The following is an 11,431-nucleotide window of genomic DNA, read 5'->3' as shown; positions in this document are numbered from 1 at the left end:
TTCGGCCCGGAAGTGAAGCGCCGCATTCTGGTGGGCGCCTACGTGCTGTCGCACGGCTATTACGACGCGTACTACCTGCAGGCGCAGAAGATCCGCCGCATCATCGCAAACGACTTCCAGCAGGCGTTCAAGCAGTGCGACGTGATCATGGGCCCGGTGGCGCCGTCGGTGGCGTGGGATCTGGGCGCCAAGGGCGACGATCCGGTGCAGATGTATCTGGCCGATATCTACACGCTGTCGGTGAGCCTCGCGGGTCTGCCCGGCATGAGCGTGCCGTGCGGCTTCGGCGGGGGCGCCAATGCGCAGCGTCCGGTAGGTCTGCAGATCATCGGCAACTATTTCAACGAAGCTCGCATGCTGCAGGTTGCGGATGCGTTCCAGCGCGCGACCGACTGGCATCGCCAGGTACCGGCAGGAGTGTGAACACATGACCAAGCAATGGGAAGTCGTGATCGGTCTCGAGACGCACACGCAACTGTCGACCGTCTCGAAGATTTTCTCGGGCGCCGCCACGCAGTTCGGCGCCGAACCCAACACGCAGGCTTGCCCCGTCGACCTCGCGTTGCCGGGCACGCTGCCGGTGATGAACCGCGGCGCCGTGCAGCGGGCGATTGAACTTGGCCTCGCAATCGGCGCGAAAATCGCGCCGCGCAGCATCTTCGCGCGCAAGAACTACTTCTATCCCGATCTGCCGAAGGGCTATCAGATCAGCCAGTACGAGATTCCTGTGGTGCAAGGCGGCCAGGTGACGATTCAGGTGCCCGCCAATGAGAAAACCGGCAAGGAAGCGTACGAGAAGACCATCAACCTGACGCGCGCTCACCTCGAAGAAGACGCAGGCAAGTCGCTGCACGAAGACTTCGAGGGCATGACAGGGATCGACCTGAACCGTGCCGGCACGCCGCTGCTTGAAATCGTCACCGAGCCGGAAATGCGTAGCGCGGACGAAGCGGTTGCCTATGCGAAGACCTTGCATACGCTCGTCACCTGGCTTGGCATCTGCGATGGCAACATGCAGGAAGGCTCGTTCCGCTGCGATGCGAACGTGTCGGTGCGACCGGTCGGGCAAAAGGAATTCGGCACGCGCGCCGAGATCAAGAACCTGAACTCGTTCCGCTTCCTCGAAGAAGCGATCCAGTACGAAGTGCGCCGTCAGATCGAGCTCATCGAAGACGGCGGCACGGTAGTGCAGGAAACGCGTCTCTACGATTCGGACAAGCGCGAAACGCGTTCGATGCGCAGCAAGGAAGATGCGCATGATTACCGTTATTTCCCTGATCCAGACTTGATGCCTTTGGTCATCGACGAGGCGTGGGTCGAGCGCGTGAAGGCCGAGATGCCGGAACTGCCGGTGGCGATCCAGCAGCGCATCGTCGAACAGTACGGCTTGACGCCGTATGACGCGGGTGTGCTGACCTCGAGCAAGGCGATGGCTGCGTACTACGAAGCAGTCGTGGCGAAAGTAGGCCCGGCGCAAGCCAAGGTCGCAGCCAACTGGATGATGGGCGAAGTGTCGTCGTTGTTGAACCGCGAAGGTCTCGACATCGCCAACAGTCCGGTCTCCTCAGCGCAACTCGCCTTGCTGCTGCAACGCATTGCCGATGGCACGATTTCGAACAAGATCGCGAAGGAAATCTTCGTGGCGATCTGGGACGAAAAGGCCACCGACGAAGCCGCCGCCGACCGCATCATCGAAGCGAAGGGTCTCAAGCAGATCTCCGACACCGGTGAGCTGGAAGCGATCATCGACGCGGTGCTCGTGGCCAACCAGAAGTCGGTCGAGGAATTCCGCGCCGGTAAGGAAAAGGCGTTCAACGCGCTGATCGGCCAGGCGATGAAGGCCACCAAGGGCAAGGCGAATCCGCAGCAGGTCAACGAACTGCTGAAGAAAAAGCTGTCCTGAGCGATGGAATGCACATGCCGGAGCGCGCGTCGATAGATCGGCGCGCGGGTTCGGTCATAACGGGCTGTTGCCGGACGAAAGTGGGGCAGCGGCCCGTTTCCTTTTGCTGGCGCCGCATTTGAACGCGCCTCTGGAGACAATGCATGGCGAAGAAGCCGGAACTCGACGATTTCCGCGTGCCGTACTTCGACGACAAGAAGATCGCGAAATTCGTGCTCGCCGATTTCGACCCGGGCGCGAAGCCGTTTTCAACCGGGTCGAAAGAGGGTGACCGCGACCGCCTGGCTGAGATCGGCGCAAAGTTGGATGCGCTGCAGGAGCGCCTGCATGCGCAGCGCCTGCAGCGTGTGCTGCTGGTGTTGCAGGGCATGGACACGAGCGGCAAGGACGGCACGGTGCGAGGAGTGTTTCGCGATGTCGATCCGCTCGGTTTGCGCATCGTGCCGTTCAAGGCGCCGACGCCTGACGAGCTGGCTCACGATTTCCTCTGGCGCGTGCATTCGCAGGCGCCCGCCGCCGGCGAACTGACGGTGTTCAATCGCAGTCAGTACGAAGACGTGCTCGTGCCGGTCGTGCTGGGCCAGCTGGACAAGACGGCCTGCGAGCAGCGCTACAGCCATATCCGCGATTTCGAGGCACTGCTAGCCGACAGCGGCACGACCATCATCAAATGCATGCTGCACATCTCGAAGGACGAGCAGCGTTCGCGTTTGCAGGCGCGCATCGACGATCCCTCCAAGCACTGGAAATTCGACGTCTCGGATCTGGAAGCGCGCAAGCAATGGGATCAGTATCAAGCGGCGTATCACGATGCTCTCGCTGCCACTTCGACGCCTTACGCACCGTGGTACATCATCCCGGCCGATTCGAAGACGCATCGCAACGTGATGGTCGCGGAATTGCTCCTGCGCACCCTCGAAGGATTGAAGCTCGAATACCCGCCCCCAAAGGAATCGCTCAAGGGCGTGAAAGTGGAATGAGAGCCGCGCTGGCTTCGGCCTCGCGCTCTGCCTGACCAGCAAGATAAACAAGCTAAGCAAGCCTCAACAACGAATCGACAATAAAGGAACGACATGTTGCGTGTGATTACCGCCAACCTGAACGGCATCCGCTCTGCGGCGAAGAAGGGCTTTTTCGAATGGTTCGGTGAACAGAAAGCGGACGTGCTGTGCGTGCAGGAAATCAAGTGCTCGCAGGACGACATGACCCCGGAGTTTCTCGCCCCGCACAACTTCACCGGCTACTTTCAGCACGCGGTGAAGAAGGGCTACAGCGGCGCTGGGGTGTACACGCGTCACGAGCCGGATGAAGTGGTGATCGGCTTTGGTAGCGAGGAGTTCGATCCCGAAGGACGCTATGTCGAGCTGCGCTTTGGCAAGCTTTCCGTTGTCTCGGTGTATGTGCCGTCGGGGTCGAGCGGCGAGGACCGTCAGCAGGCCAAGTTCCGCTTTATGGCCGAGTTCATGCCGCACCTCGCGGAGCTGGGTAAGGAGCGCGAAGTGATCGTGTGTGGCGACGTGAACATCGTCCACAAGGAAATCGACATCAAGAACTGGAAGAGCAACCAGAAGAACTCAGGTTGCCTGCCGGAAGAACGCGAGTGGCTGACCAAGCTGTTTGACGAAGTGGGTTATGTCGACGTGTTTCGCACGCTTGATCAACGGCCTGAGCAGTACACCTGGTGGAGCAATCGCGGTCAGGCGTATGCAAAGAATGTGGGGTGGCGGATCGATTATCAGATCGCCACTGCGGGCATTGCCGCGAAGGCGAAGCGCACGGACGTGTTCCGCGACATCAAGTTCAGCGACCACGCGCCGCTGACGGTCGACTACGACCACAAGGTGGCGAAGCCGAAGAAGTAAGCCGGCTTCAGGCTTTAGTCGCCAACCCGTAGTTACCAACTTCAGTCGCCGCGAACCGGCACCCGGCGCGGACGGCCGATGCCCGCATAGTCGGGCAGTTCATCGACCGTCTTGCCAATCGCTTTTGCGTAGAGGGGCAGCATGTCCGGCAGGCGTTTCAGCAGGTCCGCGCGGCGTGCTGGCGTGTACGGGTGCACGTAGATATAGCCCTGATTGCGACTACTGTGCGTCGCGGCCGCTAGTTTGTCCCACAGCGTGATCGCGGCGCGCGGATCGTAACCGGCGCGTGAGGCGATGTCGCTGCCGATCACGTCGGCTTCGGTTTCGTCGGTGGGCGTGTATTTCATCTCGACCAGTTGCGAGCCGATGCCAAGCACCGGGGCGCCCAGATCGGCCAGCCCGAATAGCTGCGGAATCGTGCCGGACGAATCAAGTTGCGACGCCTGCTGTTCGCCCAGGCGCTCCCGTGCATGCTCGCGCAGGGCATGCGCGATTTCGTGGCCCAGCAGCATGCCGAGTTCGTTGTCGTTCAGATGCACACGGTCCAGGATGCCGCTGTAGATCGCGATCTTGCCGCCCGGTAGACAGTACATGCGGATATCTGGCGAGCGGACTACCGCTATCTGCCACTTCCAGTTTTTCGCCCGTTCATTCCACTTCAGCGAATAGGGAATCAGCTTGTCGAGAATGGTCTGCACGCGGATCACACGTGGGTCGGTGTCCGGGTAGAGGCGATCGGCGTGCTGCGCGCCGTAGACGATCTGCTGGAACTCGTCGGCAGCCTGCGCTTCCAGTTGCGGCGACGGAATCAGGTTGCGGAACACCGCGTAGCTGCCGAAGCGCAATTGCTGCGGCGGTGGGGTGTAGGGCGGCGGGCGGTTGTCGGTGACAGCGGGGCTGGCGGTGCGCGCTGGTTGTTTCGCGGTCACCGGCGGAGCGGGCGGCGTGGCGGATGTGGACGCAGATGCTGAAGACGCCGAAGACGTAGTCGACGCCGAAGACGTGGCTGACGACACGTGCGCGGCACTGGCTGCGCTACTGGCGCTGGCACCTTCTGCGGGAGTGACAGCCGTCGAAGCCGGACCCTCTGGAGTCGGTGCACTCGACGCCGATTTGGTGGCGGGTGCGTTGGCCTGAGCGGGGGCACTGCTGGCCGCCACGGCAGGCGTCGCAACCGCGTAGGCGTTCCACGGCGTCGCAAGCATGCTGCCCGTACAGAGCAACACAAGCGCCGCGCGTGCTGCGCGCAGAGCACGCGGCGCAACCAGTACAATCGGCGTACGTAGCACACCCAGCGCACATGCCGTAGCCAGCGCCTGCTCTGCGCCGAGTGCACCCAGTGCGCGCAACGCGCGGCGCGCAGCGACCGCAGTCGCCCACCTCAGCTTCGAGGCGGCCGCTTGCCTTGACGCAGACCCGCTCACGACCGCAGCCTCCACGGCGCAATACGCAGCAACAGCAGCATGCCCGGCAGTGCCAGAGCGGTGCAGGCAAGGAAGTAGTCGAACCATCCGATCTGCGCAACCACGTACCCGCTCGCCGCCGACGCCAGCGTGCGCGGCACCGACGCGAGACTCGTAAAGAGTGCGAACTGGGTGGCGGTGTAGCGCGGATCGGTCGTACTGGCGATGTAAGCGGTAAACGCCGCCATAGTCAGGCCGGTGGCAAAGGTCTCAAGACCGTAGACCAGCGCGAGCGCAACCGACCGCGGATCAAGCTGCACAGCCCAATCCACGCCAAACACGGACAGCAGCTTCGTCACGCCCTGGCTCGTGAGGACAGCGAAATCGTAGATGGCCGTAAGCCCAGGCGACGCCGGTCCAAGATGCGCAAGCCAGGCGAATCCGAGCGTCGACACCATCTGCAGCACGCCGAACACCCACAACCCCCGGCCGATTCCAATACGCATCATCCAGATACCGCCGACGATCCCGCCCGCGAGGCTCGCACCGAACGCGGTAGTCTTGGCGATCACGCCAATCTGCGTGCGCGAGTAGCCGATATCCAGAAAGAACGAGGTCGACAGATTGGTCGCCATCGTATCGCCTAGCTTGTACAGGAAGATGAAGCCGAGCACGAACAGCGCCCCGCGCCAGCCGTCGCGCAGGATGAATTCGCGAAACGGCTCGATGATCGCTTCACGCAGGTTCTTCGGCGGTGCACCATGCACTTCGGGTTCGCGCACGACGAGCGTCATGATCATGCCCGGCACCATGAACGCGGCTGTGACAATGAACACAGTAGTCCATGGCAAATGGTCGGACAGGATCAGCGCGAGCGAGCCTGGCACCAGCGCGGCAATCTTGTAAGCGTTGACGTGAACCGCGTTGCCGAGACCCTGCTCGGTATCGGTGAGCAATTCGCGCCGGTAGGCATCAATGGAGATATCCTGGCTCGCGCCGAAGAAGGCCACCAGCGCAGTCAGCGCCGCGACCGTCCAGATCGCGTCGCGCGGCGACACGAAACCGAGCGAGGCGATCGCGCCAGCCACCAGAATCTGCGTGACCAGCATCCAGCCGCGCCGCCTGCCCGGCCGCCAGCCCGGCAAACGTGGCACGTAGCGGTCCATCAGCGGTGCCCAGACAAATTTCCACGTATAGGGAAACTGGATCAGCGCAAACAGGCCGATTTCCTTGAGATTGACGCCTTCGGAGCGCAGCCAGGCTTGCACCAGATAGACGAGCGTGAACAGCGGCAATCCCGACGTAAAGCCGAGAAAGACGCAGATCAGCATGTGCGTGTTGAGAAACGCGCGCCAGCCGGTGTGTTCGACGTGAGCGGTAAGTGCGGGCGCCTCGTGCGGCGGGTTCGACATTTGGGTGAGTGGCGTTAGCTTTTCTTGACGCGATAGACCGCAAGACTACCACGCCAGTTCGCGCCCCAGCGCACCGCCTGGCCGCCGTGCAGCACGACACGGTCGAGAATTTCGATGCCGACCTCGGGTGCCAGCGCCTCGAAATCCTTGATCGTCAGCACCCGCACGTTCGGTGTGTTGTGCCACTGAAAAGGCAGCGATTTCGACACTGGCATACGGCCGCGCAACACGGAAATGCGGTGCGCCCAGTAGCCGAAATTCGGGAACGAGACGATGCATTCCTTGCCGACCCGCACTGTCTCGCGCAGGATCGCGGCGGTCTGATGGATAGTCTGCAGCGTCTGCGAGAGGATCGCGAAGTCGAAACTGCCGTCTTCGAAGAGGCGCAGGCCGTCTTCCAGATTCTGCTGGATCACGTTGACGCCGTTCTTTGTGGCGGCGAGGACGCCGGCGTCGTTGATCTCGATGCCGTAACCGGAGACTTCGAGTTCCTCGATGAGCGTCGACAGCAGCGAGCCGTCGCCGCAGCCCAGATCGAGCACCGTTGCGCGCGGTTCAACCCAGCGGGCGATGGCGCGAAAGTCGGGGCGCAGCGCAAGATAATCGAGAGCACGCTGGTTCATGCGTTCACCTCGTTGGCAATACGTTCGTAATAGGCGCGCATCAGGTTGTGATAGCGCGCGTCGTCGAGCAGGAATGCGTCGTGGCCGTGCGGAGCGTCGATTTCCGCGTACGTCACCGTGCGTTTGTGGTCGAGCAGTGCCTTCACCAGTTCGCGCGAACGGGCTGGGGCGAAGCGCCAGTCGGTCGTGAAACTGGCGATCAGGTATTTCGCCGTTGTATGCGCAACGGCCTTGGTCAGATCGCCCTCGAAGGCCTTGGCCGGATCGAAGTAGTCGAGCGCGCGGGTGATCAACAGATAGGTGTTGGCGTCGAAGTAGTCAGCGAACTTGTCGCCCTGGTATCGCAGATACGACTCCACTTCGAACTCGACGTCGAAATTGAAGTTGTACGCGTCGACGGCGCCCTCAGCCCGGCGCAGCGAGCGGCCGAATTTCTCCGCCATGTCGTCGTCGGACAGATAGGTGATATGGCCGATCATGCGTGCCACGCGCAGTCCGCGCTTTGGCTTCACGTTGTGCGCGTAGTAGTTGCCGCCGTGGAAGTCGGGGTCCGAGAGGATCGCGGAACGCGCAACCTCATTGAACGCGATGTTTTGCGCGGACAGCTTCGGCGTAGACGCCACCACGATGCAATGGCCCACGCGCTCCGGATACATCATGCTCCACGCGAGCGCTTGCATGCCGCCGAGGCTACCGCCCATCACCGCCGCGAAACGCTCGATGCCGAAGCTGTCGGCGACGCGCGTCTGCGCATTCACCCAGTCTTCTACGGTCACCACCGGAAAGCTCGCGCCGTACGGCTCACCGGTCGCCGGGTTAAGGCTCATCGGGCCGGTCGAGCCGAAGCACGAGCCGAGATTGTTCACGCCGATGACGAAGAACCTGTTCGTGTCGAGCGGCTTACCCGGGCCGACCATGTTGTCCCACCAGCCGACGTTCTTCGGGTCGTCCGCATAGACGCCCGCCACATGGTGCGAGGCGTTGAGCGCGTGGCAGACGAGCACGGCATTGCTGCGCGCAGCGTTGAGCGTGCCGTAGGTTTCGACCATCAGGTCGAAACCGGCTAACGAGCTACCGTTCTGCATGAGCAGTGGCTCGGAGAAATGCATTTTCTGGGGAGCGACGATACCGATCGAATCCATTCATTCCGCCTTCAGCAGGGCGGCTAAATGGTGTCGGCAAGGCACGGAGAAGAACAATGTGCGCAGCTGACGACCTCTTTAGCCGCATTTATAGTGAACCGCCAGATGGAATTCCGGCAGGTTCGCGCGCCCGCAATCGAGTCAGCAAATCGGCGCGTCAGTCACAACATTCAGCGCAAAGTATAGCGGAAAATTCCGCGCGGCAGCGGCGCCAGCGCCTTGAGGGCGTCGCCCGGCGCGGGTTGAATCCAGATGCCTGGACGATTGCGCAAGCGGTGAAACCGGATCGCGGTGAGCTGCAATCGTGATGCGCGACGCCTGCGATTCCCGCGGACTACTGAAGAATCAATCTTAACTGGGCGTCGGCTTGCTCGGCCGGGTTGCGTGTAAAGCCGCCTCGCACGTACCGGTGCCAGCGGCCGACGATATAGCTCAGCAGCAGGTTCGCCCGCACGGCGGGGTCGTAGTCCTCTGGCAGAGGTACGGCAGGACTCTGCGCCGGCGCATTGCCGTTAGCCTGCGAGTTGGCGTCCATCAGGCCGAGCCGCAGGCATTGCTTGAGCGACGCTTCGACGCGTTCGAGCAACTGGTTGACGCGCTCGGTCAGCCGCTCGTGTTCGCCCACCAGCGCTTCGCACGTCAGCACGCGCGTCATGCCGGGATTTTTCGCGGAAAAGTTGAGCAGCATCAATGCGATCGCGCGGGCCTGCAGCACGCCGTTGGGCTCTTTCGTCGCGATCTGGTTGATGAGCCCGAAGATCGACTGTTCGATGAACTCGATCAGTGCTTCGAACATTTGCGCCTTGCTGGCGAAATGCCGGTACAACGCGGCCTCCGAGACGCCCAGGCGCGCGGCCAGCGCCGCCGTGGTGATCTTTTCGTTCTTCGGCGCCTCCAGCATGGCGGCGAGCGTCTGCAAGATATGCACGCGCCGCTCGCCCGGCTTCAGGCGGGCCGCGCGGGTACTGCCCGTGGCTGGCGGGTCTTCGGTTACGGCCTCGTCATGCTTGTGATCCGGTTGCATGTCTGTCGTCCCTTCAGTCGCACTGAGCGGGTGCCCAATCTCAGCGATTTTAACGAACGAATCCGGCGGTCGACATAGTGCGGTCGGCCAGTGCCGGGCAGCAGGCCTGGTACGCCGTCCGCGCGCACCTTGCTGGGCAGGTGGCCGACGATCCACACAGTGCGGATCCCCAGCCGTCGATAGTTCTTCAGATGTGAGCGCGTGTCTTCGACGAGGATGGCGTCGGCGAGCGGCACCTGGGCGTCGCGCATTGCCCGGCGCAGCATGCTGGCGTCAGGCTTGGCGCGCCAGCCGCGACGATCGCGCATATGTTCGATGGCGATCACGCGCTCGAACAGCCGCTCGATGCGCAGCTCGGCCAGCACCGCATGCGCGTAGGCTTCCGGGGCGTTGGTCAGCACGATCTTGCGACCTGGCAAGGCGGCGACGAGACGCGCCAGGCCGCGTTCGCTGCGGACCATCGAAGGCAGATCGGCGAACGTATGCACGACCTTCAGAAAGTCGTGTACGTCGACCGGATGGTGGCGGGCGAGGCCCAGCAGCGCCGCGCCGTAACGGTCCGTGTAGACCTTGCGCAGGCGGTCGGCTTCTTCGCGTTCCACTTGCAGCGAATCGATGATGTACTGCGTCATGCCCCGGTTGATCTCGGGAAAGATGGCGTGCGATGCGTGGTGCAGCGTGTTGTCGAGATCGAACAGCCATACCGGGCTGCCGCCCGCGATGTGAGGCCGGCGGCGTTTAGCGTGTCTGGACGGGAAGGTGCGCATGGTGATGGGAGTGCGGACTTGATTCGTGCCGCCGCGATATGAAATGAACGAGCGGATGCCTGCGGTCCATCATGCGTGCGGCGGGAGAAAAAGGGAAGGGAAGAGCGCCACGGCAGACGATTGGCCCGGGCGCTTGATGCTGAATTGATGCCGAGTGCGATGCTGAAACCGACGCACCAAGGCGAGGGAAAACGCCAGGCGAAATATGCAGCACATCCTCGGGACGCGCCGCATATCGAAGCATGCTCAATGCGAGCGGATCATCGTACCGAACGGCTGCTCGGTCAGGATTTCGAGCAGCACCGAGTGTTCGATTCGGCCGTCGATAATGTGCACCGAGCGCACGCCGCTCTTTGCCGCGTCGAGCGCGGAGGAGATCTTCGGCAGCATGCCACCGGAGATCGTGCCGTCTTCGAACAGGGAGTCGATTTCGCGCGCCGACAGGTCGGTGAGCAGATTGCCTTCCTTGTCCATCACGCCGGGGATGTTGGTCATCATGACGAGCTTTTCAGCGTTTAGCACCACCGCCAGCTTGCCCGCGACCAGATCCGCGTTGATGTTGTACGACAGGCCGTCTTCGCCGAAGCCGATCGGCGAGATCACCGGGATGAACGCGTCGTCCTGCAGTGCCTTCACGACCGCCGGATTGATGGCCTCGACTTCGCCGACCTGGCCGATGTCGACATACTGGCCGGGGTTGTCGCGATCGGGCATCAGCATCTTGCGTGCGTGGATCAGGCCGCCGTCCTTGCCGGTCAGGCCCACCGCCTGGCCGCCGAAGTGATTGATCAGCGTGACGATGTCCTGCTGGACTTCACCGCCGAGCACCCATTCGACGACTTCCATCGTCTCTTCGTCCGTGACGCGCATGCCCTGGATGAAGGTGCCCTGCTTGCCGATCTTCTTGAGCGCCTGATCGATCTGCGGGCCTCCGCCGTGCACGATGACCGGATTGATACCGACCAGTTTCAGCAGAATGACGTCGCGCGCGAAGCCTTGCTTCAGGCGCTCCTCGGTCATCGCGTTGCCGCCGTATTTGATGACCACGGTCTTACCGTGATACTGCTTGATGTAAGGCAGCGCCTCGGCCAGGATTTCAGCCTTCAGGGTGGGGGCGATCTGCGAGAGGTCGGGAATTTCGGACATGGCGGCAGGGCTCGGCATGGATCAGTTGAAACACGGCGAATTGTACAGGACTGGCGCGCTGCAACAGGGTTTTCCAGACGTGTTCTGACGCCCGGCCCCGCTAGGCTTTCGCAGTGCGCAATCGACGTTGCGCGCACGCCACTTATGCA

The 11,431-nt window shown here is 62.3% G+C and carries 11 protein-coding genes; 4 read left to right on the top strand and 7 right to left on the bottom strand.

The genetic code is table 11. From position 1 onward, the window contains the following. The 4 genes from M0954_RS13470 to M0954_RS13455 all read left to right on the top strand — a co-directional run. Positions 1 to 423, top strand: a 423-nt coding sequence (locus M0954_RS13470; RefSeq protein WP_297353707.1) for an amidase family protein, incomplete at its 5' end; no start/stop codon positions are given. Positions 424 to 427: 4 nt separating this feature from the next. Continuing rightward, positions 428 to 1,903 (top strand): Asp-tRNA(Asn)/Glu-tRNA(Gln) amidotransferase subunit GatB, encoded by a 1,476-nt coding sequence (gene gatB, locus M0954_RS13465; RefSeq protein WP_297353705.1) that lies wholly within the window; start codon positions 428 to 430, stop codon positions 1,901 to 1,903. A gap of 143 nt (positions 1,904 to 2,046) precedes the next feature. Beyond that, on the top strand, positions 2,047 to 2,883 hold the full coding sequence (locus tag M0954_RS13460) for a polyphosphate kinase 2 family protein (protein ID WP_297353702.1): 837 nt from the start codon (positions 2,047 to 2,049) through the stop codon (positions 2,881 to 2,883). A gap of 93 nt (positions 2,884 to 2,976) precedes the next feature. After that, a complete protein-coding gene (locus M0954_RS13455) occupies positions 2,977 to 3,765 on the top strand; it encodes an exodeoxyribonuclease III (RefSeq protein WP_297353700.1) in 789 nt (262 codons plus the stop codon). A gap of 41 nt (positions 3,766 to 3,806) precedes the next feature. Here the strand turns inward: M0954_RS13455 and M0954_RS13450 are convergent, their stop codons facing one another. The 7 genes from M0954_RS13450 to argB form a co-directional block, all read right to left on the bottom strand. Further along, a complete protein-coding gene (locus M0954_RS13450) occupies positions 3,807 to 4,991 on the bottom strand; it encodes a M48 family metallopeptidase (protein WP_297353709.1) in 1,185 nt (394 codons plus the stop codon). A 194-nt stretch (positions 4,992 to 5,185) separates the two neighbouring features. Further along, positions 5,186 to 6,580, bottom strand: coding sequence for an AmpG family muropeptide MFS transporter (locus tag M0954_RS13445; protein ID WP_122153086.1), 1,395 nt, complete (start codon positions 6,578 to 6,580; stop codon positions 5,186 to 5,188). A 14-nt stretch (positions 6,581 to 6,594) separates the two neighbouring features. Beyond that, positions 6,595 to 7,203: a methionine biosynthesis protein MetW gene (gene metW / locus M0954_RS13440; RefSeq protein ID WP_122153087.1), complete on the bottom strand. Its 609-nt coding sequence runs from the start codon at positions 7,201 to 7,203 to the stop codon at positions 6,595 to 6,597. After that, the gene (locus tag M0954_RS13435) at positions 7,200 to 8,345 is read right to left on the bottom strand and encodes a homoserine O-acetyltransferase (protein ID WP_133892670.1); all 1,146 of its coding nucleotides are present in this window, start codon (positions 8,343 to 8,345) and stop codon (positions 7,200 to 7,202) included. The genes metW and M0954_RS13435 overlap by 4 nt, the downstream gene beginning before the upstream one ends. A gap of 334 nt (positions 8,346 to 8,679) precedes the next feature. Further along, a complete protein-coding gene (slmA, locus tag M0954_RS13430; protein WP_122153090.1) occupies positions 8,680 to 9,369 on the bottom strand; it encodes a nucleoid occlusion factor SlmA in 690 nt (229 codons plus the stop codon). Further along, a complete protein-coding gene (locus M0954_RS13425; RefSeq protein ID WP_122153091.1) occupies positions 9,336 to 10,136 on the bottom strand; it encodes a pyrimidine 5'-nucleotidase in 801 nt (266 codons plus the stop codon). The genes slmA and M0954_RS13425 overlap by 34 nt, the downstream gene beginning before the upstream one ends. 246 nt (positions 10,137 to 10,382) lie before the next feature. Beyond that, the gene (gene argB, locus M0954_RS13420; protein WP_074263065.1) at positions 10,383 to 11,282 is read right to left on the bottom strand and encodes an acetylglutamate kinase; all 900 of its coding nucleotides are present in this window, start codon (positions 11,280 to 11,282) and stop codon (positions 10,383 to 10,385) included. Positions 11,283 to 11,431 lie beyond the last annotated feature (149 nt).

The sequence above is a fragment of the Paraburkholderia sp. genome, from assembly GCF_026225065.1.
GTDB lineage: Bacteria > Pseudomonadota > Gammaproteobacteria > Burkholderiales > Burkholderiaceae > Paraburkholderia.
Note: the sequence above shows the minus strand (reverse complement) of the source record. Positions and strands in the feature narration are given on the sequence as shown.

Excerpts from the sequence above, each read along its gene's own strand:
- M0954_RS13460 (WP_297353702.1), top strand. The coding sequence starts at position 2,047 with ATGGCGAAGAAGCCGGAACTCGACGATTTCCGCGTGCCGTACTTCGAC.
- slmA (WP_122153090.1), bottom strand. The coding sequence starts at position 9,369 with ATGCAACCGGATCACAAGCATGACGAGGCCGTAACCGAAGACCCGCCA.
- M0954_RS13445 (WP_122153086.1), bottom strand. The coding sequence starts at position 6,580 with ATGTCGAACCCGCCGCACGAGGCGCCCGCACTTACCGCTCACGTCGAA.
- M0954_RS13425 (WP_122153091.1), bottom strand. The coding sequence starts at position 10,136 with ATGCGCACCTTCCCGTCCAGACACGCTAAACGCCGCCGGCCTCACATC.
- metW (WP_122153087.1), bottom strand. The coding sequence starts at position 7,203 with ATGAACCAGCGTGCTCTCGATTATCTTGCGCTGCGCCCCGACTTTCGC.
- gatB (WP_297353705.1), top strand. The coding sequence starts at position 428 with ATGACCAAGCAATGGGAAGTCGTGATCGGTCTCGAGACGCACACGCAA.
- M0954_RS13435 (WP_133892670.1), bottom strand. The coding sequence starts at position 8,345 with ATGGATTCGATCGGTATCGTCGCTCCCCAGAAAATGCATTTCTCCGAG.
- argB (WP_074263065.1), bottom strand. The coding sequence starts at position 11,282 with ATGTCCGAAATTCCCGACCTCTCGCAGATCGCCCCCACCCTGAAGGCT.
- M0954_RS13455 (WP_297353700.1), top strand. The coding sequence starts at position 2,977 with ATGTTGCGTGTGATTACCGCCAACCTGAACGGCATCCGCTCTGCGGCG.